Origin of the sequence: Streptomyces sp. NBC_00258 (assembly GCF_036182465.1) — a bacterium.
GTDB lineage: Bacteria > Actinomycetota > Actinomycetes > Streptomycetales > Streptomycetaceae > Streptomyces.
In genome coordinates, this window is the sequence record NZ_CP108081.1 from 4,105,093 (window position 1) to 4,128,858 (window position 23,766).

22 protein-coding genes and 1 pseudogene are annotated in these 23,766 nt (G+C 70.3%); 1 reads left to right on the top strand and 22 read right to left on the bottom strand.

Features of this window, described 5'->3' with window-relative positions; translation table 11 throughout:
- Positions 1-53: 53 nt before the first annotated feature.
- From OG718_RS18145 to proS, 16 genes and pseudogenes are all read right to left on the bottom strand, one after another.
- A pseudogene (locus OG718_RS18145) lies at positions 54-752 on the bottom strand (DNA-processing protein DprA); the annotation flags it as partial.
- A complete protein-coding gene (locus tag OG718_RS18150) occupies positions 749-2,374 on the bottom strand; it encodes a YifB family Mg chelatase-like AAA ATPase (RefSeq protein ID WP_328844605.1) in 1,626 nt (541 codons plus the stop codon). The gene OG718_RS18150 and the pseudogene OG718_RS18145, both read right to left, overlap by 4 nt.
- Positions 2,374-2,745, bottom strand: a complete 372-nt coding sequence (locus OG718_RS18155) for a YraN family protein (protein WP_328844606.1) — start codon at positions 2,743-2,745, stop codon at positions 2,374-2,376. The genes OG718_RS18150 and OG718_RS18155 overlap by 1 nt, the downstream gene beginning before the upstream one ends.
- A gap of 141 nt (positions 2,746-2,886) precedes the next feature.
- Positions 2,887-3,195, bottom strand: coding sequence for a DUF2469 domain-containing protein (locus OG718_RS18160; RefSeq protein ID WP_055510545.1), 309 nt, complete (start codon positions 3,193-3,195; stop codon positions 2,887-2,889).
- Between the two features lie 55 nt (positions 3,196-3,250).
- Entirely contained in the window at positions 3,251-3,736 is a 486-nt protein-coding gene (locus OG718_RS18165) for an NUDIX hydrolase (RefSeq protein WP_143640780.1), read from the bottom strand.
- Positions 3,737-3,857: 121 nt separating this feature from the next.
- Positions 3,858-4,604, bottom strand: coding sequence for a signal peptidase I (gene lepB, locus OG718_RS18170; protein WP_143640672.1), 747 nt, complete (start codon positions 4,602-4,604; stop codon positions 3,858-3,860).
- Positions 4,605-4,684: 80 nt separating this feature from the next.
- Positions 4,685-5,650 carry a signal peptidase I gene (gene lepB / locus OG718_RS18175; RefSeq protein ID WP_143640671.1) on the bottom strand — a complete coding sequence of 322 codons (966 nt, stop codon included), beginning with the start codon at positions 5,648-5,650 and terminating at the stop codon, positions 4,685-4,687.
- On the bottom strand, positions 5,535-6,620 hold the full coding sequence (lepB, locus tag OG718_RS18180) for a signal peptidase I (protein ID WP_143640670.1): 1,086 nt from the start codon (positions 6,618-6,620) through the stop codon (positions 5,535-5,537). Before lepB (OG718_RS18180) ends, lepB (OG718_RS18175) begins: the two co-directional genes overlap by 116 nt.
- On the bottom strand, positions 6,613-7,371 hold the full coding sequence (lepB, locus tag OG718_RS18185; protein WP_143640669.1) for a signal peptidase I: 759 nt from the start codon (positions 7,369-7,371) through the stop codon (positions 6,613-6,615). Before lepB (OG718_RS18185) ends, lepB (OG718_RS18180) begins: the two co-directional genes overlap by 8 nt.
- Positions 7,372-7,418: 47 nt before the next feature.
- The gene (rplS, locus tag OG718_RS18190; protein ID WP_062723172.1) at positions 7,419-7,769 is read right to left on the bottom strand and encodes a 50S ribosomal protein L19; all 351 of its coding nucleotides are present in this window, start codon (positions 7,767-7,769) and stop codon (positions 7,419-7,421) included.
- A 135-nt stretch (positions 7,770-7,904) separates the two neighbouring features.
- Positions 7,905-8,726 carry a tRNA (guanosine(37)-N1)-methyltransferase TrmD gene (gene trmD, locus OG718_RS18195; RefSeq protein ID WP_143640668.1) on the bottom strand — a complete coding sequence of 274 codons (822 nt, stop codon included), beginning with the start codon at positions 8,724-8,726 and terminating at the stop codon, positions 7,905-7,907.
- A complete protein-coding gene (gene rimM, locus OG718_RS18200) occupies positions 8,726-9,292 on the bottom strand; it encodes a ribosome maturation factor RimM (protein ID WP_143640667.1) in 567 nt (188 codons plus the stop codon). Before rimM ends, trmD begins: the two co-directional genes overlap by 1 nt.
- A gap of 104 nt (positions 9,293-9,396) precedes the next feature.
- A complete protein-coding gene (locus tag OG718_RS18205) occupies positions 9,397-9,636 on the bottom strand; it encodes an RNA-binding protein (RefSeq protein WP_003973401.1) in 240 nt (79 codons plus the stop codon).
- A 2-nt stretch (positions 9,637-9,638) separates the two neighbouring features.
- A complete protein-coding gene (gene rpsP, locus OG718_RS18210) occupies positions 9,639-10,058 on the bottom strand; it encodes a 30S ribosomal protein S16 (RefSeq protein ID WP_143640666.1) in 420 nt (139 codons plus the stop codon).
- 318 nt (positions 10,059-10,376) lie between these two features.
- A complete protein-coding gene (locus tag OG718_RS18215; RefSeq protein WP_107021810.1) occupies positions 10,377-10,973 on the bottom strand; it encodes a hypothetical protein in 597 nt (198 codons plus the stop codon).
- Positions 10,974-11,233: 260 nt separating this feature from the next.
- Entirely contained in the window at positions 11,234-12,649 is a 1,416-nt protein-coding gene (gene proS / locus OG718_RS18220; protein ID WP_328844607.1) for a proline--tRNA ligase, read from the bottom strand.
- Positions 12,650-12,848: 199 nt separating this feature from the next.
- Here proS and OG718_RS18225 point away from each other — a divergent pair, with 199 nt between their 5' ends.
- Positions 12,849-13,718, top strand: coding sequence for an SAM-dependent methyltransferase (locus tag OG718_RS18225; protein ID WP_143640664.1), 870 nt, complete (start codon positions 12,849-12,851; stop codon positions 13,716-13,718).
- A 209-nt stretch (positions 13,719-13,927) separates the two neighbouring features.
- Here the strand turns inward: OG718_RS18225 and ftsH are convergent, their stop codons facing one another.
- The 6 genes from ftsH to nsdA form a co-directional block, all read right to left on the bottom strand.
- Positions 13,928-15,868 (bottom strand): ATP-dependent zinc metalloprotease FtsH, encoded by a 1,941-nt coding sequence (gene ftsH, locus OG718_RS18230; protein WP_306937663.1) that lies wholly within the window; start codon positions 15,866-15,868, stop codon positions 13,928-13,930.
- A 133-nt stretch (positions 15,869-16,001) separates the two neighbouring features.
- Positions 16,002-17,555, bottom strand: coding sequence for a signal recognition particle protein (gene ffh / locus OG718_RS18235; RefSeq protein ID WP_306937665.1), 1,554 nt, complete (start codon positions 17,553-17,555; stop codon positions 16,002-16,004).
- Positions 17,556-17,740: 185 nt separating this feature from the next.
- Positions 17,741-20,188, bottom strand: coding sequence for a [protein-PII] uridylyltransferase (locus OG718_RS18240; protein WP_143640661.1), 2,448 nt, complete (start codon positions 20,186-20,188; stop codon positions 17,741-17,743).
- Positions 20,189-20,213: 25 nt separating this feature from the next.
- A complete protein-coding gene (locus OG718_RS18245) occupies positions 20,214-20,552 on the bottom strand; it encodes a P-II family nitrogen regulator (protein ID WP_143640660.1) in 339 nt (112 codons plus the stop codon).
- The gene (locus OG718_RS18250; protein ID WP_143640659.1) at positions 20,549-21,889 is read right to left on the bottom strand and encodes an ammonium transporter; all 1,341 of its coding nucleotides are present in this window, start codon (positions 21,887-21,889) and stop codon (positions 20,549-20,551) included. Before OG718_RS18250 ends, OG718_RS18245 begins: the two co-directional genes overlap by 4 nt.
- Positions 21,890-22,201: 312 nt before the next feature.
- On the bottom strand, positions 22,202-23,677 hold the full coding sequence (gene nsdA / locus OG718_RS18255) for a transcriptional repressor NsdA (protein ID WP_143640658.1): 1,476 nt from the start codon (positions 23,675-23,677) through the stop codon (positions 22,202-22,204).
- Between the last annotated feature and the right edge of the window lie 89 nt (positions 23,678-23,766).

The window sequence follows — 23,766 nt, forward strand, 5'->3', positions numbered from 1 at the left end:
GCTCCTTGGAAGGGGTACATCACCCCGTCTAACGAGCCAGAGCAGGTGCAGTTAACACACCTGCTCGGAGTCGGATGGTCACCGGGTGGCAACTCACCCACGACCAGTCCCTGTTCGGCGATGCGGGTGATCAGTTGTGTGTGCCCGCGCGGGTAGGGCCGGTCGACCCCGCAGGCGAGGACGGCGACGGTGGCCCCGCCCGCGCCGAGCGCACCGCGGTGTGTCGCGCCGTCCACCCCGTAGGCGCCCCCGGACACCACGACCCACCCCCGCTCGGCGAGCCCCGCGCCGAGTACGGACGCCATGTGCGCGCCGTACTCGGTGCAGGCCCGTGCGCCCACGACCGCGACCGAGCGCAGCGCCCATATCCGCAGGCTGGGCCGCCCTCGCACCCAGAGACCGGTGGGCCGCGCGTCCCCGAGGTCGTCCAGCTGCGCGGGCCATTCGGCGTCCCCCGGGCACACGAACCGCGTCCCGGTGTCCCGTGCCACGGCGAGGTCCCGCTCCGGGTCCGCCCGCTCGGCCCGGGCCCTCAGCCCCGCCCATCGCTTGTCCGTCACGCCCGGCAGCTGCTGACCGCCTCCGGTGAGCCGCCCGACCACCTCCGCCGCGCCGAACTCGCGGAGCCACCGCCCGCAGACCTCGTCCCCCGGTTCGACGACGCGCGCGAGGAAGGCCCGGTGGAGTCGCGCGTCCTCCCTGCTGTCCCTGCTGTCCTTGTCATCCTCTCTGCCCCTGCTGTCCCCGGTCATGACAGCGCTCCGATCGCCATTGGCACCCCCCGAGGGACCCCGGTGCGCAGTTGCAGGGCGAGGGCGACGTCCGTCACGTCGGGCCGGTCGTGCCCCACGAGGTCCGCGACGGTCCAGGCGACGCGCAGGACACGGTCGAGACCGCGCGCGGTGAGCACACCGCGCTCCAGACTGCGCTCGGCGTCGTCCATGGCTCCCGGGGAGGCGTACCAACGGCTGCGCAGCTCCCGCCCCGGCACTTCGCTGTTGGTCCGCCAGGGAGTGTCCGTCAGCCGCGCCGCGGCCCGCTCCCTGGCAGCCCGCACCCGGTCGGCGACCGTCTCGGTGGATTCGCCCCGCGCGCCCCGCTCCGTGAGTTGGGAACGGGTGACGCGGTCCACCTCGACCCTCAGATCGACCCGGTCGAGCAGCGGTCCGGAGAGCCGTGCCTGGTAGCGGCGGATCGCGGAGGACGGGCACTCGCACAGGCTGTCCCGCTGCGAGAAGCGACCACACGGACAGGGGTTCGCCGCGAGCACCATGAGGAACCGGGCGGGGAAGCGCACGACTCCGGCGCTGCGCGCGATCACCACATGCCCCGATTCCAAGGGCTGGCGCAGGGCGTCGAGGGCATGGCTGCTGAACTCGGGTGTCTCGTCGAGGAAGAGCACTCCCCGGTGGGAGAGGGACACCGCGCCCGGCCGTGCGACTCCCTGGCCACCTCCGACGAGCGCCTGCATGGTCGCCGAGTGGTGCGGTGCGCAGTAGGGAGCGACGTCGACCAGGGGTTTTCCCGGTGGCAGCAGGCCGGCGACCGAGTGGACGGCTGTGACCTCCAGGGACTCGCCGCGGCTGAGCCTCGGCAGGATGGCGGGCAGTCGCTCGGCGAGCATCGTCTTGCCCGCCCCCGGTGGGCCTTCCAGGAACAGGTGGTGTCCGCCGGCCGCGGCGACCTCGACCGCGGTCCGTGCCGAGTGCTGGCCGACGACGTCGGCGAGGTCGTGTCCGTGGTCGTGCTGCATGGCGCCCATGCCGTGCATGCCTGTGGCCGCGCCCGTCCCCGGCATGCGCAGGCCCGCGAGCAGCGGATCCGGGCGGCCCTGGTCGTCGGGCTCCTCGTCGGGCACCGGTTCGTCCGTGAGGACGGCGATCAGTTGCCGGAGGCTGCGGACGCCGAGCACGGAGACCCCGGGCACCAGCGAGGCCTCGGCGGCCGCGCATTCCGGCACCACCACCTGCTCGTATCCCGCGTCCGCCGCGGCCAGCACGGCCGGCAGCACACCCCGGACGGGCCGGACCCGCCCGTCCAGGCCCAGCTCGCCGATCATCACGATGTCGGAGAGCACCCGTGGGTCGATGCGCTCGGAGGCCCCCAGAGCCGCACATGCGATAGCGAGATCGAATCCGCTGCCGCTCTTGGGGACCGAGGCCGGGCTGAGGCCCACCGTGAGCTTCTTCTGCGGCCACTCGCCGCCGGAGTTGACCACGGCCGCCCGCACCCGGTCCTTGCTCTCCGTCAGGCTCTTGTCGGGCAGGCCGACCAGGGTGAAGGCCGCGACCCCGGGCTCCAGGTCGGCCTGGACCTCGACGACGACGCCCTCCACACCGACGAGGGCCACCGAGCACGTACGCGCGAATCCCATCAGGCCACCCCCCGCACGTGCTCCACGACGGGGGCGCCGCGGTCGGGCAGCAGGACGCCGACGACGTCGATACGGACGCCGCCCGGTGGGGCTCCTCCGTGTTCTTGCAGCCAGCGCTCGGCGAGGCCGCGCAGCCGCTGCGCCTTGACGGGGGTGACGGCGGCCATCGGGTGCTCGAAGGTTCCCGTGCGGCGGGTCTTGACCTCGCAGACGACCAGCGCGTCGCCGTCACGGGCCACGATGTCGATCTCGCCGGCCCGGCCCGAGCGCCAGTTGCGCTGCAGGACCTTCATTCCCGACTCGGTCAGCCACCGCGCGGCCAGATCCTCGCCGTACTTTCCCAGTGCGTTGCGTGCCTTGGACGTCTTCATGTGGGCACCACCTCCGGCACCCACACTGAGCCCGCCGCGGCCCGCTATTGGATCTTGGTGGACGGCCACTCGGTTGTGGACAACTCAGTCACCCACACGAGCGGCCGTCCCCACCTCCGGCCGGTCGGCGACCGTGATCCCTCAGCTGCTCGGCAGTTCGAGATCGCTCTTGTTGAGCTCCTCGATGTTCACGTCCTTGAATGTAAGGACGCGCACTTGCTTCACGAACCGAGCGGGCCGGTACATGTCCCACACCCAGGCATCCGCCATGGACACCTCGAAAAACACCTCACCCTGGACCGAGTGCACCTGCATCTCGTAGTCGTTGGTGAGGTAGAAGCGCCGTTCGGTCTCGATCACGTATTTGAACAGACCGACGACATCGCGGTACTCCCGGTAGAGCTTCAGCTCCATCTCGGTCTCGTACTTCTCGAGGTCCTCGGCGCTCATGGCATGTTCCCCTTCAGCCGTGCGTCCCCCTATTGTGCGCCAGCCCCGCGAGCCCCTAGACGATTTCCGTGTCGAGGGTCTCGGGACCGGCCGGGGGCCCGTCGTCGAGCAGCCTGCGCAGCAGCTCGGCGAGTCTGGTCGGATACACCGTCTCATGTGCCTGGTTAAGTTCCTGGCACGTCCACCAGCGCGCTCCGGCGACACTGCGCCGTTCCAGCTCGGTCAGTCCCGCGGCCTCGGGCACCACTTCTCGCGTATCCGCCGTCCGGGCCAGGTAGTACCACTCGTCCTGGTCCCAGCGGCGCCCCGCGAACGGGAACGAACAGGTCCGCCGCCACAGCACCGGGCCCAGCTCGACCTCGGTGATGCCGGTCTCCTCCGCGAGTTCCCTTCGGGCCGCCTCTTCCCGCGTCTCGTCGCCCTCGACGCCGCCGCCCGGTGTGAACCACCAGTTGTCCGACGGATCCTCGGGTTCGTGGCCGTGGAGCAGCAGGATGCGGTCCTGCGGGTCCAGCAGCACCACCCGGGCGACCTTCCGCAGCTCCCCGAGTTCGCCGGGCCCGGGGACCGGCCGCTCGCCCGTGCTTCCGGACCGGGGAACCGGCTGGCCACCCTCGTTTGCGGACTCGGCGGCCGACGGCTCGCCCGCTCCCTGCGGCGCCTCAGCCCGCAAGGGCCTGCTCCGTCGTCCCCGTGCGGCTGCGCCGGCGCTCCGCCCGCTTGGCGATCGGACCGTAGGCCCCTCCGCCGAGGACGAGTACCGCGCCCACCACGATCGCCGTGAGGACCAGGCGCAGGGGCCCCGGCTCGGAGATGGCGCCGAAGGGCTCGAAGTTGGTGGGCCGGGCCAGCATGCCGTTCATGGGCCAGGCCACGGCGTCGACGCGGGCGTCCACCGCGCTGCGTGGCACCGTGCCGCTGCCCGCCTCCGTGAGGTGGGCGGTGGAGTCGAGGGAGCCGCTGCGCTCGTCGCCGAGCAGGAAGAGCCTGCCCTCGGGGACCTTGATGGACGGGATCGTGGTCGCCTCGGCCGCGCTGCCCTTGGGGAGATACGGTTCGTCGACCTTCTTGCCGTTGACGGTCAGCTTGTCCTGCGTGCAGCAGGCGACCGTGTCCCCGCCCACGGCGACGACACGCTTGACCATGGGCATGTTGCCCCAGCTGGCCTGCTTGAAGACGACGACGTCACCGCGCTCGACCTCGGAGCCGTCGATCCGCTCGGCGAGCACCCGGTCGCCTGCCGTGATGGTCGGCGACATCGAGTCGGTCGGCACGGTGTAGGGCTGGTAGACGATCGCGCCCCAGGCGAAACCGCCGAGGAAGAGCACACAGCCGAGGGCCATGGCGAGTCCCGACAGCTTGCTGCCGAGCCGTCCGTGGCCCTCGTCCGTACGACTTGTCCCGCTCATCCCAGTGCTCCCCCAACTCGGAGAATCGACCCCGCGGCCCAGGTGCGGGCCGCGGAAGATCGGCGATCTGGGACGGCACCCTACCCGGCGGTACCCGGCCCAGAAACCCTGGTGTTCCCGACGGTGGAACGGCGCCTGCGCCACAGCACCAGCGGTACCGCGCCCGCGAGCCCGAGCACGCCCGGAGCGGCGGCGCTGAGGTTCTGGTCGAAGGTGTCCGGCACCGGCAGCGTGGACCAGCGGGTGGGCGGCCAGGCGACGACGATGGCGCGGCCCACGACGTTGTCCACGGGCACGAAGCCCTTGTGCTTGTCCTGCTGGTGGTAACGGGAGTCCAGCGAGTTCTGCCGGTGGTCACCCATGACCCAGATTTTGCCTTCGGGTACCTTCACCTTGAACTGGCCGCCGAGGTCGTCCACGGTGCACGGCGTGTTCCCCGGGTACACGTAGGAAGTCTCGTTCAGCGCCTTGCCGTTGACCTTCAGCGGGCCGGTGCCCTTGCACTCGACGGTGTCGCCGCCGACGCCGATGACGCGCTTGATGAGGTCCTTCTCCTCGGCGGACGGCATCAGGCCGATCCAACTGAGGCCCTTCTGGATCGCGTTCGGGTTCGGGGTCGGCTCTCCCGCCAGCCACTTGGCGGGGTCGTGGAAGACGACCACCTCGCCGCGCTCGGGCTCCGAGCCGAACCACGGGGTCAACTTGTCGACCAGGACGCGGTCACCCTGCTGGAGGGTGTTCTGCATCGAGTCCGAGGGGATCGAGAACGCCTGCACCAGGAAGGTCTTGATCAGCAGCGCGAGAACCAGCGCGATACCGATGAGCAGCGGGAGTTCTTTCCAGAAGGACCGCGGTTTCTTCGGCTGCGGGGCGGCTCCGTCGCCGTCCCGCTCGTCCCTGCCTCCGTCGCCACCGGAGTCGTCTCCGTTGTCACCTCCGGCGGTCACGTCGTCCTCTGCGGCCGGGGGGACCGAATCTCCGGGTCGTTCCGGTCGCTCCTCGGGGCCCTCGTGTCCGGACCGTGCGCCGACCGCCAAATCCCCCACATCCACTCCTCACTCCGTGCCGCCGCCTGCGACGGATGCGACGCAGGCCCACCACTCCCATAACGAGCGGGAGTTCCGCAGGGGTCGGGAGCGGGATCAATCCGTATCGATCCGCGGTGGCCACCCTATGCGACGCGCCGAGCACAACGCCCGCCCCACCGGGCGCGTCGGGCACGGAGGCATACGTTTCCGGCTCGTTGAGCCGGCTCCAGTGACCGATGGGCCAGGCGATGACCATGGCGCGGCCCACGACGTCCTCGGAGATGGTGCCGTTGTACTTCTCGGTGCGGTGATAGCGGGAGTCGGCGGAGTTGGAGCGGTGGTCGCCCATGACCCACAGGCGCCCCTCGGGCACCTTCACCTCGAAGTTGAGTGACGAGGGTTTGTCGCCGGGGTTGATGTAGGGCTCGTTGAGCGGCATGCCGTTGACGGTCACGCGGCCCTGGGTGTCACAGCACTTGACGGTGTCGCCGCCGACCGCGACGACCCGCTTGATCAAGTCCCGTTCGTTGTCGGAGGGCAGCAGGCCGATGAAGGTCAGCACCTCCTTGACCTGCTTGACGACGATGGGGTCGTCCGCCTTCGCCACCGGCTGTTCGTCCTCCAGCCATCCGCCGGGGTCCTTGAACACGACGACGTCGCCGCGCTCGGGCTTCGAGCCGAACCACGGCGTGAGCTTGTCGACGAGGACGCGGTCACCGATCCGGATCGTCTGCTCCATGGAGCCCGACGGGATCACGAAGGCCTGGACGAGGAACGTCTTCAGGACGAGCGCAATGAGCAGGGCGACCCCTATCAGAAGGGGTATCTCCTTGATGGCCGAGCGCTGTCTGCGCCGCTTGACCCTGCGGGCGAGCTTGCGCCGCTCGGCCCGGCCGGGCAGGACGGGGCCGCCGGTACGTCGGCTACCGGTGGGCAGGAGGTCCTCGGCGGCGCTGCGGGCGCTGCGGGGCTTGCCGCGGTTACCCATGGACACCGTCCGCGGTGCTCGGCCCGCTCGCCGCCGGGGCGCCGCGTCCCGCGGCGGCGGGCACGCGCGCGTAGTCGTCGGCACGCCCCAGGCGGGTCCAGTGGCCGAGGGGCCAGGCGATCCAGTCGGCTCTGCCGATCACGTCGTCGACGGGGATCATGCCGCCGCCCGGGGAGCCCAGGTGGTCGCGGGAGTCGCTGGAGTCACCGCGGTGGTCGCCGAGGACGAACAGAGCGCCGTCGGGCACTGCGACGTCGAAGGACACCTCTGACGGCTTGTCGCCCGGGAACAGAAACGTCGACTCGTCGACCGACCGGCCGTTCACCTCGATCCTCCCCTGCCTGTCGCAGCAGACCACATGGTCTCCCCCCACGCCGACGACACGCTTGATGTAGTCGGCGTCGCCGAAGTAACCGGTGCCGTCGAACACGACGACGTCACCGCGCCTCGGCTCAGCACCGAAACGGTACGCCAACTTATTTACGAGAACGCGGTCCCCGATCCTCAATCCGGGCTCCATCGAGCCACTGGGAATCTGGAACGGCTGGATTACGAAGCGGCTGAGCAGGAGCAGAAAAAAGAGACAGAACAGCACGGTCAGGGTGATCCGGCCACCGGGCAGCCGGTCGGCGGCCCGGGCCACCAACGCGAAACGCGACCGTTCCTCCGTCCCCTCTGTGTCCGAGATCTCCTCGGATCCGGCGGGGTGGGAGGAGCGGTCGCGCTCCGTGTGCTGTGCTTCGGCGTCCATCGGGGCCAGATGCTATCCGGCCCTCATTCGGAGCCCGTCGCGAGTGCTCAGTTGTCGCGCTTCTCCTTGATCTTCGCGGCCTTGCCGCGCAGGTCACGGAGGTAGTACAGCTTGGCGCGACGCACGTCACCGCGGGTGACGAGCTCGATCTTCTCGACGATCGGGGTGTGCACCGGGAAGGTGCGCTCGACGCCGACGGAGAACGAGACCTTGCGGACCGTGAAGGTCTCACGGACACCGGCGCCCTGGCGACGGATGACTACGCCCTTGAACTGCTGCACACGGGAGCGGTTGCCCTCGATGACGCGGACGTGGACGTTGACGGTGTCACCGGGGCGGAAGGCCGGGACGTCGCTGCGCAGCGACGCGGCGTCGACTGTGTCGAGCAGGTGAGACATGATCGTCTGCTTTCTTCGCCGATGCCACAGGTCATCAACGGAAGTCGTTTTTCCAAAAGGGAGGCCGTGCGGGTCGGGGCGGGCGTCGTGTCCCCCTGTGGCAGGGGCGCACGCCGGACGACGTACAGCAGCCGCCTATTCTTCCACGGCCTCTGGCCTGCGCCAAAATCGGCCGTCGGGGCCGGGCTGCCAGCCGAGGATGGAGAGCATTTCGCGGTCCTTCTTGTCGAAGGCGGCGGGGTCGCAACGCTCGATGAGGTCCGGCCTGTTGGCCGTCGTGCGCTTCAGTGCCTCGTCCCGCCGCCAGCGGGCGATCTTCCCGTGGTGGCCGCTGAGCAGCACGTCCGGGATCCCGCGGTCGCGCCACTGGGGCGGCTTCGTGTAGACGGGCCCCTCCAGGAGGTTGGCCATGGCTCCCGGCGCGAAGGAGTCGTCCCGGTGCGACTCCGCGTTGCCGAGGACACCGGGCAGCAGCCGGGCCACGGCCTCGGTGACGACGAGGACGGCCGCCTCGCCGCCGGCCAGCACGTAGTCGCCGATGGACACCTCGTATACGGGCATGCGGGTCGCGTACTCGTCGATGACGCGCCGGTCGATGCCCTCGTAGCGGGCAGGTGTGAAGACCAGCCAGGGTCGCTGCGAGAGCTCGACGGCGAGCTCCTGGTTGAACGGACGTCCGCTCGGTGTGGGGACGACCATGACCGGCCCGTGGGAGCCCGTCTCGTAGCCGTCCGCGAGGACGGAGTCCAGCGCGTCGCCCCAGGGGTCGGTCTTCATGACCATGCCGGGGCCGCCGCCGTACGGGGTGTCGTCGACCGTGTTGTGCCGGTCGTACGTCCACTGCCGAAGATCATGCACGTGCACATTCAGCTGTCCACGCGCGCGTGCCTTGCCGACGAGCGAGACGTTCAGGGGTTCCAGGTACTCGGGGAAGATCGTGAGGACGTCGAGCCGCATTACGCCTCGTCTCCCGCGGAGGCGTCTTCGGCGTCCCTGGAGGAGGCGATCTCCGCCCGGTCGTCGATCAGTCCGGGCGGCGGGTCGATGACCGCCCGCTGCGTCTCCAGGTCGATGTCGACGACGATCTCCTCGACGAACGGGATCAGCACCTCGGTCCCGTCGGCCCGCTCGACCACGAAGAGGTCCTGCGAGGGCAGGTGCGAGATCTCGGTGATCCGTCCGACCTCGGTGCCGTCCTTCAGGACGACGTCCAGGTCCATGAGCTGGTGGTCGTAGTACTCGTCCGGGTCCTCGGGCTTGTCGTCCGGGTCGACCTCGGCGATCAGCAGGGTGTTGCGCAGCGCCTCGGCGCCGTTGCGGTCGCGTACGCCCTCGAAGCGCAGCAGGAGGCGGCCGCTGTGCACCCGCCCCGTCTCGATGGTCAGCGGACCGGCCGAGGCGGGGTCCGTGGCCAGGACGGCGCCGGGCGCGAGCCGCAGCTCCGGCTCGTCGGTACGTACCTCGACGGTGACCTCGCCCTTGATGCCATGGGCGCGGCCCACCCGCGCGACTACCAGCTGCACTTGCCTGATCTCCTGTCGTGTGGCTACGGCATTGCCGCGTAGACGACTACGGGCCGGGGACGGCCCAATGGCCCTCCCCGGCCCGAGCCGGTGCTGCTTTTACGTCAGCGGACGTGGTCCACGTCGACGAGGTCGACACGGACGCCGCGGCCGCCGATGGCGCCCACGACGGTGCGCAGGGCGCGTGCGGTGCGGCCGTTGCGGCCGATCACCTTACCGAGGTCGTCGGGGTGCACCCGGACCTCGAGAACGCGTCCGCGACGCAGGTTGCGCGAGGCGACCTGCACATCGTCCGGGTTGTCGACGATGCCCTTCACGAGGTGCTCGAGAGCCTCCTCGAGCATGCTCAGGCCTCGGTCGACGCGGACTCGGCGGTGGCCTCGTCCTTCTTCTCAGCCTTCTTCTTCTGGGTGATGGCCTCACCCTTGCCCTCGTCGTCGCCGCCCAGGGCGTCGAACGACGGGCGCGCGGCCTTCGGCTCGGCCACGAGCAGCGGCGCCGGGGCGGGCTCGCCCTTGTACTTCTGCCAGTCGCCGGTCAGCTTGAGAATGGCGAGAACGGGCTCGGTCGGCTGCGCGCCGACACCCAGCCAGTACTGCGCACGCTCGGAGTCGACCTCGATGCGCGAGGGGTTCTGCACCGGGTGGTACAGGCCGATCTCCTCGATGGCCCGGCCGTCACGGCGGGTACGGGAGTCGGCGACGACGATGCGGTAGTGAGGCGAACGGATCTTGCCCAGACGCTTCAGCTTGATCTTGACTGCCACTGGAGTGGTGTCTCCTGGTCTTGACGTGGTTGGGCACGACGGAATTGCCGCGTGGGGTTGCGGTACCCGAGTGCCCGATGGACGCGTCAGCCGGAGGAGAGAGGGGTCCTGTGCGGCTGTCGAGTACAGCTGGCCATTCTGCCACACCCTGACCGGCGCCTTGAACCGGGCAGGGCACGACCGGCTCGCGGCACGATCGGGCCCCACGCGGGTGTCGCCGTCGAGGTGGGCCGCTGCGCAACCCGGCACCCACGAGATGCCACTGCGCTCTCCCGCACCACCCCGGCGGCACGACTGCCCGCCGCTACGACTGTCCGCTCAGCCCGCTGCCGCGCCGACCACCTCCGGGATGCGGAACGGCTTCCCGCACCCTCCGCACACGATCGGTGCCTGGGCGAGGACCGACGGGACGACGCGGACGTTGCGCCCGCAGTCGCAGACCGCCTTCACGCGCACGCCTCCTCCGGAGGAGCCGTGCCGGGCGGCCGGGCCCCGGAAGCTGCGGGCCGTGTCCGCGGCGGTCGCGACCGTGTGCGCCTTGAGGGCACGCTGCAGTCGCTCGATCGTCGGGCGATAACGCCGCTTCGCCTCGGGGTTGAGCGTGACCAGCGAGAAGCCACTGCTGGGATGCGGCTCCTCGGGGTGGTCCAGGCCCAGCTCCTCGGCGATCGCGAGGAATCTGCGGTTGTGGTATCTGCCGGCGCGGGAGGTGTCTCGGACACCTCGGGCGGCGGCGATGCCGTGGACTGCTTCGTGAAGCAGTCGTTCGAAGGAGAGCTCGTGCCCGCAGGCGGACGACGATTCTCCGATCAGGGACTCTGGCGCGGCAAGATCGGGCAGCTCGGGGTGGTGCCGCTGAATGTCGGCCCACGCCCCTGCCAGCTCTGCGGCGAGAACAGGTGGTGTCGTGCTCACGTAATGACAACGAGCCGGGGTGCCTCTGTGTTCCTATTCCGGGGCATCCCAAATAATTTGCACGTACCCGTCAGTTGCCGCTGATGCGTCCTGACGAGGGCGGGTGCGCTGATCTGCGGAGAAGCCTCACAGTTCACACCTAGCCGGTACGTAGTGACTCGTACGCCCCGGCCTGTAGACGGTGTCCGCCCGCCGGGGCACCTGCGGTCATCAGATGCGCAAGAGGCGTTTCGGTCCTTCTCGCGGCGGAATGCCGGGGCTCAGTAGGCGCGGGCCACAACGGCGACGTTACCGGGTGCGTCGTCACTCCCGGGCACCGACCCGTCTTCCGCGACCAGACAGCGTACGGTCACCGCGTGCGCCGCGAGCTCGGCCTCGCCCTCTTCGCCGAGGACGGCCCAGGGGATGCGCGCCCAGCCGCCGGCGACGGCGGCCTCGACGGCCTCCCCCATCGTCGACACCTCGGACGTCCGGGACTCCCGCCGCTCGCGCGACTGCGTCAGCAGCAGGGCCTGGTCCTCTTCGAGGACGGCGGGCAGCAGCCGTACGAGGGAGTCGATCGCCACCGGCTCCTTGCCGCCGGGGATTCGGCGGGCCAGCATCGCGGTGCCGTTCTCCAGGTCACGGGGACCGACCTCGATACGCACGGGCACGCCCTTGAGTTCCCAGTCGACGGCGCGGCGGCCGAACGGGGTGTCCGTGCGGTCGTCGACCTGGACGCGTACGCCCGCCGCCTTCAGCCGGTCGCCGATCTCGTGGACCTTGGCCAGAACCGCATCGTCGCCCTTGATCGCGAGGACCACGGCCTGTACGGGGGCGAGGCGCGGTGGCACCCGCAACCCACTGTCATCACCGTGCGACATGATCAGGCCACCCACCATGCGGGTCGAGGACCCCCAGGAGGTCTGCCAGACGAACTCCTCCCGGCCGTCCTTGGACAGGTACCGGGTGTTGAAGGCCTTGGCGAAGTTCTGGCCCAACTCATGGCTGGTGCCCATCTGCAGGGCCTTGCCGTCACCCATCATCGCTTCGAGCGTGAGGGTGTTGACGGCCCCCGCGAACCGCTCGCCCGGCGTCTTCCGCCCCAGCACCACGTCGATGCCCAGGACGTTCACCATGAAGTCGGCGTACACCTTCTCGTGGATGTGCGCGGCGTAGTCCCGGGCATCCTCGTACGTGGCGTGGGCCGTGTGTCCCTCCTGCCACAGGAATTCCGTCGTACGGAGGAACACGCGCGGGCGCATCTCCCAACGGACCACGTTCGCCCACTGGTTGATCAGCAGCGGGAGGTCGCGGTAGCTCTGCACCCACTTGGAGAAGTAGTCGTTGACGATCGTCTCGGAGGTGGGGCGGACGACGACCGGCTCGTCCAGCTCCTTGCCCCCGGCGTGCGTGACGACGGCGAGCTCGGGCGCGAAGCCCTCGACGTGCTCCGCCTCCTTCGTCAGGTACGACTGCGGGATGAACAGCGGGAAGTACGCGTTCTGGGCACCCGCCTCCTTGATCCGGGCGTCCATCTCCTGCTGCATCCGCTCCCACAGCCCGTAGCCGTACGGCCGGATGACCATCGTGCCGCGCACCGGACCGTTGTCGGCCAGTTCGGCCTTGCTGATCAGATCCTGGTACCAGCGTGGGAAGTCGTCCGCCCGAGGCGTAAGAACAGGTGCCTTTGCCATGGCGCGATGGTACGGGCACATGTTGCCGGTATGTGAATTTTTACGGCGCGCGCCGGTGGCACACAAACCGGGCTCCGTAACCCCTGGACGCCACGACGAGCGCGGAGTTTCCTGGCATACGGGGGGAGTGCGCGCGCACTGCACGGGGGCGGAGAAACGGGGCACAAGAAGCAACTCTCGGCGGATTGGGGCGCTTTCGATGACACCTACGCTCGTGCGGCATCACCTACCTCACACGGGGGCTGCGCCCCGGGTGGATCCGTGGGCACGCGCGCGTGACTGGGCCGAGATTCAGGAGCGGATGCTCGTCCCGCTCTACGAGGCCGTGTACCAGCGGCTCGAAGTGGGCTCTGCCACCCGGTTGTTGGGGCTCGGCTGCGGATCCGGTCTCGCGCTGCTCATGGCGGCCTCCCGAGGTGCCGGAGTCACCGGTGTCGATGCCTGCGCGCCGGAGCGGCTGGCGCTCGCGCGGGAGCGGTTACTGCCCGAGGCGTGGGGCACGCGTGCGCGTGCCCGTACTCGGCTGGTCGACGGGGAGCCGGCGGACCTCGCGTCCGACGCGGGTGACTCGGGGACGGCCGCGTACAACCTGGTGACCGCCTTCGAGCCGGTCGGGTGTGTGGCCGGGGACTCCGAAGGGCTGGGTGAGTTGCTGGCGGGGGCGCGTCCGCTTGTGGGGCGGGGGGTTCCTGTGGTGATCGCGGGGTGGGGGCCGCCGGAGCGGTGTGCGACGGCCTCGGTGCTTCGGGTCGCCACCAAGCTGGCGGATCCGCTGCGGGGCGCCGGGAGTTGGCGGCCCGCCCTTCGGGACGATCTGGAGGAGGTCGCTCAGCGTGCCGGGCTTCGGCCCGACGGGTCGGGGCGGGTTGCCTGTCCCTTCGGGTACGCCGATGTGGACAACGCGGTGCGGGGGTTGCTCTCAACGGGGCTGTTCGACGCTGCCGTCGCCGCCACGGATCAGGCCCAGGTCGACAAGGAGCTCCGCGAGGCTCTGCATCCGCATCAACGCCGGGACGGCACGGTGTGGATGCCGAACATCTTCCGCTACCTGATCGCGCGTACGCCCTGACAGGGACTTTCCTCGCCCCGCCGCCCCTACCCATTCCCGTCACTAATCGGGGGCCAGCCCCCGAACCCCCGCTCCTCAAACGCCGGAGAGGCTGGCCAGTAGCCCGTCCGGCGTTTGAGGACGAGGCCGTTCAGGCCGATACGGGGGTCTGGGGGGCGGCAGCCCCCAGGGACGGGAAGGGAAGGGGCAGCGGGGGCGAAGGAAGCCCCTCAGTCGTCCTTCGTCAGACGGGTCACCCCGGCCACCCGGTACGCGTCCGCCTCATCCAAGCTCTCGTTCTCCAGCAGCGCCGCCGCGAGGGCGTCGAGTTGGGCGCGGTGGGCGCGCAGCTTGCCGCACGCTTCCTCGTAGCACTCGTCCACGATCCGCCGCATCTCGTGCTCGATCGTGTCGAGGGTCTCCGGCGCGGCGGAGAGCCCGTATGCCTGCTGGGCATCGCCCGGAAGCGCGGAGAGGCGGCCGACGCGTTCGCTCATGCCCCAGCGCGCGACCATGCCACGGGCGATGTTGGTGACCTGCTCCAGGTCGTTCTCGGCGCCGGTCGTGACCACGTCGAAGACGACGTGTTCCGCCGCCATGCCGCCCAGGGCCCCGATGATCCGCCCGCGCAGGTACTCCTCCGTGTACGCGTACCGATCGGCGTCAGGGGTGGAGAGCGTGACACCCAGCGCCCGCCCGCGCGGCACGATGGTGACCTTGCGGACGGGGTCGGCGCCCGGCTGCAGCATGCCGAGGAGCGCGTGCCCGCTCTCGTGGTAGGCGGTGCGCCTGCGTTCCTCCTCGGGCATGACCAGCGGCCGTTCCGCACCCAGCTGCACCTTCTCCAGCGCCTCGGAGAGGTCGCTCCGGGTGACCTGGGACTGCTTGCGCTTCACCGCAAGCAGCGCCCCCTCGTTCGCCAGGTTGGCCAGCTCCGCACCGGTCATGCCCGGGGTCGTACGGGCGATCTGGCCGAGGTCGACGTCCGGCGCGAGCGGGATCTCCCGGGTGTGGATCTCCAGGATCGCCTCGCGGCCGGCGCGGTCGGGAGGCGAGACGTTGACGACCCGGTCGAAGCGGCCGGGCCGGGTCAGCGCGGGGTCCAGGACGTCGGCCCGGTTGGTCGCCGCGACGACGATCACGCCCTCGGAGCCGGAGAAGCCGTCCATCTCGGTGAGGATCTGGTTCAGCGTCTGCTCGCGCTCGTCGTGGCCGCCCATGCCGGAACCGCCGGCCCGGGCCCGCCCGATGGTGTCGATCTCGTCGATGAAGATGATCGACGGAGCCACCTTGCGGGCCTCCGCGAACAGCTCCCGTACGCGCGAGGCGCCCACGCCCACGATCATCTCGATGAACTCCGACGCGGAGGCCGAGAAGAACGGCACGCCCGCCTCTCCCGCGACCGCCCGCGCGAGCAGCGTCTTGCCGGTACCGGGCGCACCCGCGAGCAGCACCCCGCGCGGCATCTTCGCGCCCATCCTGCGGTAGGCGTCCGGGTTCTTCAGAAAGTCGACCACGTCGTTGAGCTCGCCCTCGACCTCGTCGATACCGGCCACGTCCGCGAACGTCGTGCGCTCGGCGCCGGGCTGCAGTTCGACCGGCTTGGGCGGCGCCTTGCGGCCGAGCATGCCGCCCGCGCCGCCGAGTCCCCCGCGCATACGCCGGGCGATGAAGATCCACAGGACGACCAGCAGCAGCATCGGCGCCAGCGAGATCAGCAGGTTCGCCAGGAGGCTGCGCTGCTGGACCACCGGCACGGCCGTCACGGTGACGTCGTGCTTGTCCAGCTGTTCCCAGAGCTCGTCGTCCGCGAAGACCGGGCGCTGGGTCTTGAACTTGGTGTACTTCCCGTCGTCCCCGGGTTTGTCCTGCGCCTTCTTGAGCTGACCCTGGATCGCGTCGCCCTTGGAGTAGATCTTGGTGACGTTGCCGTCGTCGACCTGCTTGCTGAACTCCGTGTACGAGATCGTCGGCTCGTCGCCCTCGTTGAAGAAGGACAGCCCGAGGTAGGCGATGAGGAAGACGAGCAGGGCGGTGAGGGCCAGGCCCCACCAGCCGCCGCGCATCCGCCTCCCACCACCGGGCGACGGCTTCGGCGGCTCCTCGTCCGGAGTGCCCTCGGAACGCCACGGCCGGTCGGGGGCCTTGCGCGGCGGCACAGGGTTGCTCATATGCGGACGTTACGACATGAAAGCCGCACCAGCATGCGCTCGGAAGGCCGGCACCCGCACCCGCACCCGCACATACGAAGGCTGGGGGCACCCTTCCAAAGAAGGGTGCCCCCAGCCTCGTACCGAAAATTCGTCAGCCCATGAACTTCTTGAACTCGTCCGGCAGCTCGAAGTCCTGCGGCTGCTGGCCGCCAGGCAGACCGAAGGCTCCGCCCGCCTGGCCCGCGGCCTCGCGGCGCGCTGCGGCCTCTTCCTCCTGCTGCTTGCGCTTCATCGGGTTGCCGGAGCGCTGCTTGCCCTTGGCCTTCTTGGGCTGCTTCTTCGCGCGGCCGGCGCCACCACCCGTGCCCGGCATCCCGGGCATTCCCGGCATGCCGCCGCCCTGGGCCATACGGGACATCATCTTGCGGGCCTCGAAGAACCGCTCGACCAGTCCCTTGACCGCGCTGACCTCGACACCGGAACCCTTGGCGATACGGGCACGGCGCGAGCCGTTGATGATCGTCGGTTCCTGGCGCTCGCCCGGGGTCATCGACTTGATGATGGCGGCCGTGCGGTCGACGTCACGCTCGTCGAGGTTGTTGATCTGGTCCTTGATCTGGCCCATGCCAGGGAGCATGCCGAGCAGCTTGGAGATGGATCCCATCTTCCTGACCTGCTCCATCTGGGCCAGGAAGTCGTCGAGCGTGAAGTCCTGGCCCTTCTTGGAGGCCAGCTTCTCGGCCATCTGCTCGGCCTCTTGCTGCGAGAAGGTCTGCTCGGCCTTCTCGATCAGCGTGAGCATGTCGCCCATGCCGAGGATGCGGGACGCCATGCGGTCCGGGTGGAACGCGTCGAAGTCGTCCAGCTTCTCGCCGTTGGAGGCGAACATGACCTGGCGGCCGGTGACGTGCGCGATGGAGAGCGCGGCACCACCACGGGCGTCGCCGTCGAGCTTGGAGAGGACCACGCCGTCGAAGCCGACGCCGTCACGGAAGGCCTCGGCGGTGTTGACCGCGTCCTGACCGACCATCGCGTCGACGACGAAGAGGATCTCGTCGGGCGAGACCGCGTCGCGGATGTCCGCGGCCTGCTGCATCAGCTCCTGGTCGATACCGAGGCGGCCGGCGGTGTCGACGATGACGACGTCGTGCTGCTTCTGCTTCGCGTACTCGATGGAGTCCTTGGCGACCTGGACCGGGTCACCGACGCCGTTGCCCGGCTGGGGGGCGTAGACGCCGACCCCGGCCCGCTCGGCGACGACGCTCAGCTGGGTCACGGCGTTCGGACGCTGGAGGTCGCAGGCGACCAGCAGCGGGGCGTGGCCCTGGCCCTGGAGCCACTTGCCGAGCTTTCCGGCGAGCGTGGTCTTACCGGCACCCTGCAGACCCGCGAGCATGATCACGGTCGGCGGCTGCTTGGCGAAGCGCAGCCGGCGGGTCTCGCCGCCGAGGATGCCGACGAGCTCCTCGTTGACGATCTTGATGACCTGCTGGGCGGGGTTCAGTGCCTGCGACACCTCGGCCCCGAGGGCCCTCTCCTTGACCTGCTTGATGAAGGCCCGCACGACCGGCAGCGCGACATCCGCTTCCAGCAGGGCGATGCGGATCTCGCGCGCGGTGGCGTCGATGTCCGCCTCGGACAGGCGCCCCTTGCCGCGAAGGTTCTTGAATGTCGCTGCGAGGCGATCGGAGAGAGTGTCGAACACGGCGGTCGCGAATCCTCAAGTAGGGGGCAGGGGGGCAGGTCCGCCCTCCAGGGTATCTGCCCGCGCCAGGAAGGGTCTCCACCCCGTCACAGGCTTCCGCCCTCGGGGTCCCGATAGGGGCGCGGGGAACTGCGCGACCAGCCACGGCCGGCCCGCAGCCGTCGAACAACCCGCCAACGGAACACTCACTCCCGCAACGTGTCCTCCAGCGCCCGGGCAACCGAAGCCGCCTGCTCCCCGGGCAACGGCGACCCGTCGGGCCCCGTCACATAAAAGGCGTCCACCGCGTTCGCCCCCAGCGTGGACACGTGCGCGCTGCGGACCCGCACGTGCGCCTCCTCCAGCGCCCGCCCGATCCGGTGCAGCAGCCCAGGCGCGTCATGGGCACGCACCTCGATGACGGTGGCGAGCCGGGAGGCCGCGGAGGCCACGGACACCCGGGCAGGCGGTGCCACGATCCCCCGCCGGCGCGGATACGCGGCGTCCCGCTCGGCGAGGCGTCCGGCGATGTCGAGGGACCCGTCGAGAGCGCGTACGAGATCGGCGCGCAGGCGGGCGGCCTGCGGCAGCGAGCCGTACTCGGCGGCGACCCGCCAGTCGAGGAGCAGGACGGACCCGGGAACGCCGTCGGGCAGGTCCAGCGCACGCAGCTCCGCCGTCCGCACGGTGAGCCGGTGCATGGCGAGGACGCCCGCGACGGCCGGCAGGACGCCTTCCTGGTCCGGTACCGCGATGAGCAGTTCCACACCGAGGGGCTCCGGGTCGCCGGACGGCTCCTCGGTGGGCGGCTCGGTCTGGGCGCGCAGCGCGAGTACGGGACCGCCGGTGCGGAACGCCTCGATGGCGAGCCGCTCCTGCTCGGCGGTGGGCGCCGCGGCCTCGGGCTCCTCGGGGGTGTCCCCGGCGAGCACGGCGGAGACCCGCTTGACCAGGTCGGCGACGAGGGAGGCGCGCCACGAGGACCAGGCGGCGGGCCCGGTGGCCAGCGCGTCCGCCTCGGTCAGCGCGTGCAGCAGTTCCAGCGTGCCCTGCGAGCCGACCGCCTCGGCGACCGAGCGCACGGTGGCCGGGTCCTCCAGGTCGCGCCGGGTCGCCGTCTCGACGAGCAGCAGGTGATGGCGTACGAGCGTGGCGAGCACGGCCACGTCCGAGCGGTCGAAGCCGATCCGGGCGGCCACGTCCCGCGCGATGATCTCGCCGGCCACGGAGTGGTCGCCGGGCCAGCCCTTGCCGATGTCGTGCAGCAGGGCGGAGACCAGCAGCAGGTCGGGGCGGTGGACGCGGCGGGTGAACTCCGCGGCGCGGACGGCCGTCTCGATCAGATGGCGGTCGACGGTCCAGATGTGGACGGCGTTGCGCTGCGGGCGGCAGCGGACGCGCTCCCAGTCGGGCAGCAGCCGGGTGATCAGGCCCTCCGCCTCCAGGGCCTCCCAGACCTCGATGGTCGAAGGGCCCGAGCCGAGCAGCGTGACGAGCTGCTCTCGGGCCTCGGCGGGCCAGGGCGTGGGCAGCGGGCGGACCCCTGCGGCCATGCGGCGGACCGCGTGCAGGGAGAGCGGCAGACCCGCCTGGGCGGCCGCGGCGGCGGCGCGCAGCGGCAGTACGGGGTCGCGGTCGGGGCGGGCGGCGCGGGCGAGGACGACCTCGCCGTCCTGCTCGACGACGCCCTCGGCCAGCGGTGAGCGCTCGGCGGTCGGTTTGCCGCCGCCCAGCATGGCGCGCAGCCGGGGTCGTACGGCGCGCGATCGCAGCACGCGCCCCACCTCGCGCCAGGTGACATCACTGGCGTACGAGACGACGCGGGCGGCCTCGTACACCTGGCGCAGGAGTGTGTCGGCGTCGAGCAGGCCGAGTTCGGCGGCGACCTGGTCCTGCTCCTGGAGGGAGAGGCGGTCGGTGGCACGGCCGGTGGCGAGGTGCAGGGCGTCACGGACGTCGAGAAGGCGCCTGCGGGCGTCGGAGAGGCCCTCGCGCGGGGCGTCGGCGAGCCAGGAGGCGGCGACGGCGCGCAGCGCGGTGGCGTCGCGCAGGCCGCCGCGGGCCTCCTTGAGGTCGGGTTCGAGGAGGAACTGCAACTCGCCCTGGCGCTCGGCGCGCTCGGCGCACAGCTCCTGGAGTTCGGGGAGACGTTTCGGCGCCTGGTTGCGCCAGTCGGCGAGGACGGCCGTGCGCAGTCCTGCGGTGAGGCCGAGGTCGCCGGCGAGGTGCCGGGCGTCCAGCAGCCCGAGCTGGACCTTGAGGTCCTCGCCCGCGGTCTTGCGTGCCTCGGCGGGCGTACGGACGGAGTGGTCGAGGTCGAGGCCGAGGTCCCAGATCGGATACCAGATGCGGTCGGCCAGGGAGGCCACCGCGCCGGGATCGGCGCTGCCGTCGTGCAGGAGCAGCAGGTCGAGGTCGCTGCGCGGGGAGAGCTCGCCGCGGCCGTAGCCGCCGACGGCGACGAGCGAGATGCCGCGCAGCTTGTCGGCGCCCGCGTCGAACAGACCGGACAGCCAGTCGTCGGTCAGTTCGGCGAGGGCCGCACGGCGCGGCGGCCCGGACCGCGCCCCCTCCTGGAGGAGGCGCAGCCGGGCCGCCGCATAGCCGCTGGGTCCCGAGTCCTCTGCATCCGTACGCACGTCCGTGCTCGTCACCCAGTGGCTCCTGTTCTTGTTCTGCCTACAGCGCGTCGGGTCCGCGCTCGCCGGTCCGGACCCGGACCGCCGTGTCGACCGGGACGGACCAGACCTTGCCGTCGCCGATCTTGCCGGTGCGGGCCGCCTTCACGATGACGTCGAGCAGCTGCTCGGCGTCGTCGTCCTCGACCAGCACCTCGATGCGGATCTTGGGGACGAGGTCGACGGTGTACTCGGCACCGCGGTAGACCTCGGTGTGACCCCGCTGACGACCGTAGCCGCTCGCCTCGGTGACCGTCAGACCGTGAACGCCGAAGGCCTGGAGGGCCTCCTTGATCTCGTCGAGCCGGTGGGGCTTCACGACGGCGGTGATGAGCTTCATGCGTCCACCTTCTTGGCCGGGGTGCCCTGGGCCGGGGAGGCTGCGGCACTGAAGGACGCGCCGCCGCCGCCACCGCTGAAGTCGTATGCGGTTTCGGCGTGCTCCGCCTGGTCGATGCCCGCGATCTCGTCGTCCTCGGAGACGCGCATCCCGATCGTCTTGTCGATCAGGAAGGCGAGCACCGCGGAGGCCACGAGGGAGTAGGCCAGGACCGCGAAGACACCGGCACACTGCTTCCAGAACTGGTCGAGGCCGCCGCCGTAGAAGAGGCCCGCGACGTCGGACTGGCCGCCGCCGGTGGCGAAGAAGCCGATCAGCAGGGAGCCGGCGACACCGCCGACGAGGTGGACTCCGACGACGTCGAGCGAGTCGTCGTAGCCGAACTTGTACTTGAGGCCGACGGCCATGGCGCAGAGGATGCCCGCGATGGCGCCGACGGCGATCGCGCCGAGCGGGGAGATCGCACCACCCGACGGGGTGATGGCGACCAGACCGGCGACCGCGCCGGAGGCGGCACCCAGCGTGGTGAACGCGCCGTGGCGGATCTTCTCGTACGCGAGCCAGGCCAGCATGGCCGCGGCGGTGGCGATCTGCGTGTTGATGAACATCAGCGCGCCGACGCCGTCGTCGTTGCCGAGCCAGGAGCCGGCGTTGAATCCGAACCAGCCGAACCACAGCAGACCGGCGCCGAGCATGACCAGCGGCAGGCTGTGCGGGCGCATCGGGTCCCTCTTGAAGCCGACGCGCTTGCCGATCACGAGGATCACACCGAGCGCCGCGGCACCCGCGTTGATGTGGACCGCCGTACCACCGGCGAAGTCGATGACGCCGAGCTCGAAGGCCCAGCCGCCGGCGCCCCAGACCCAGTGCGCGACCGGGAAGTAGACGACCGTGGCCCACAGGGCGACGAACAGCGCCCAGCCCGTGAACTTCACACGGTCCGCGACGGCACCGCTGATCAGGGCGGGCGTGATGATCGCGAACATCAGCTGGAAGACGGCGAAGACGTAGATCGGGATGGTGTAGCCGTCCCAGAGCTGCGTGATGCCGATTCCGCTGAGGCCCACGTAGTCCGAGGACCAGCCGATGATGCTGCCCGAGTCGGTGCCGAAGGCGAGCGAGAAGCCGTAGAGCACCCACAGGATGGTGACGATCCCCATGCTGATGAAGCTCATCATCAACATGTTCAGGGTGCTCTTGACCCGGACCATGCCTCCGTAGAAGAAGGCGAGTCCGGGAGTCATGATCAGCACCAGGGCGGAACAGATGAGCATGAACCCGGTGTTGGCGGCAGACAGCGTGGGAGCGTCTGCGGCAAGCGTGATGGCTGGTGCCATCGGCGTCTCCTCGTCGTTTGGTACGGCCCCGTGCGGGCGAAGCCATGAGCGGTCATGAGGGGTGGGCCGGTTATGCGCCAGAGATTGGCGCAGCGCCGTTTCGACCGGCACCCCTCGATGTTTCGCCGCAGTGACGAAGAGGCTCTGCGTGTTACGCCTCGATGAACTGGCTGATGTCGGTCCGCGCGATCGTTATCGTGGCGCAACCTTCATCGAAGGTATGGAACCGGCCGCGGTCGGCCGTCCGATGACCTGGCATGGGGGAGCCGAGTCGGGCTGTTAAGGACGGCGGCCGCGGCCGGGGTACTGGGGTCAGACCGCCTCGGCGGTCTCGGGCAGATCGATGGCGAGCTGCTCGGTGAGGTCCACCACGGCGGCGAGATCCCCGAAATCGCGTACAGCCGTGTCGACGGTTTTTCGGATACGAGTGTTGACCCGCTCGGAGCGCACCTTCTTGGCGATCCCGAGGGCCTGGCGCACCAGGACCGTGCTCTGCTCGGGCTCCCGCCGGAGCAGGTGCACCGTGCCCATCCCGACGAGGTTGAGTGCGTACGAACGCTGGTGCTCGGTGTCCTTCTCGAAGAGGTCGACGGCCTTCTGCATGACGGGCTCGGCCAGCGAGGCGTACGTGGGGCTGCGGCCCGCGACGTAGGCCAGGTCGCGGAAGGAGTGGGAGTTCTCGCCGTGCAGCTCGGCCTCGGAGAAGAAGCGGATCCAGTCGGGCTCGGGCTCGTCGAACTCGAGCGCGTCACCGAAGGTGTCCTCGGCCATCCGGACGGCTCGCTTGCACTTTCCGGGCTGCCCCATGTTGGCGTAGGCCCGGGCCTCCATCGCATACAGCATGGACTGGGTGCGGGGGCTCGCGCAGTCGCGGCTTCCGTACTGGGCGAGGTGGATCAGTTCCAGAGCGTCGTCGGGCCGGCCGAGGTGGATCATCTGGCGGCTCATGCTGGACAGGACGTACGAGCCGAGCGGCTTGTCGGCGGCTTCCTTGGCGGCGTGCAGGGCGAGGACGAAGTACTTCTGGGCGGTCGGCTGGAGCCCGACGTCGTAGCTCATCCAGCCCGCCAGCTCGGCCAGCTCGGCGGCGACCTTGAACAGACGCCTGGTGGTGGCCTCGGGCTGCGGCTCCTGGAGGAGGTCGGTCACCTCGTGCAGCTGGCCGACGACCGCCTTGCGGCGCAGGCCGCCGCCGCACTGCGCGTCCCACTGGCGGAACATCACCGTGGTGGATTCGAGGAGGTCCAGCTCGGGCTGGGAGAGCCGGCCGGGGCGGCGCAGGGCGGCTGCCGACTCGGGCTGCTCACGGGGGGTGACGGGGCTGGGCACCAGCCAGCGCTGCATGGGCTCGATCAGCGAGGGGCCCGCGGAGAGCACCAGTGACGTGCCGAGGAATCCGCGCCGCGCCAGCATCAGGTCACTGCGCGAGAACTCACCGATCAGGGCGACGGTCTGCGGACCCGTCCAGGGCAGGTCGACACCGGACACGGACGGTGACTGGTGCGCGGCGCGCAGGCCCAGGTCCTCGACGGCGACGACACAGCCGAAGCGCTCGGAGAACAGCTCGGAGAGGATGCGCGGGATGGGCTCGCGGGGGTTCTCGCCGTCCAGCCAGCGGCGGACGCGAGAGGTGTCCGTCGAGATGTGGTTGGCTCCCAACTGGCGTGCCCTGCGGTTCACTTGACGCGCCAGCTCACCCTTGGACCAACCGCTGCGCACGAACCACGAGCCCAACAGCTCATTGGGGCGCTTGTCAGCAGTCGTCCCGCCTCCGCCGTTGCCGCCCACTGGAACGCCCCCATCCCTGAACCCACTTGTGCGCTGTGTGCGCCAAGCCCTACCAGAATGCCGGTACATATGGTCGTCCGTCCGGCGGT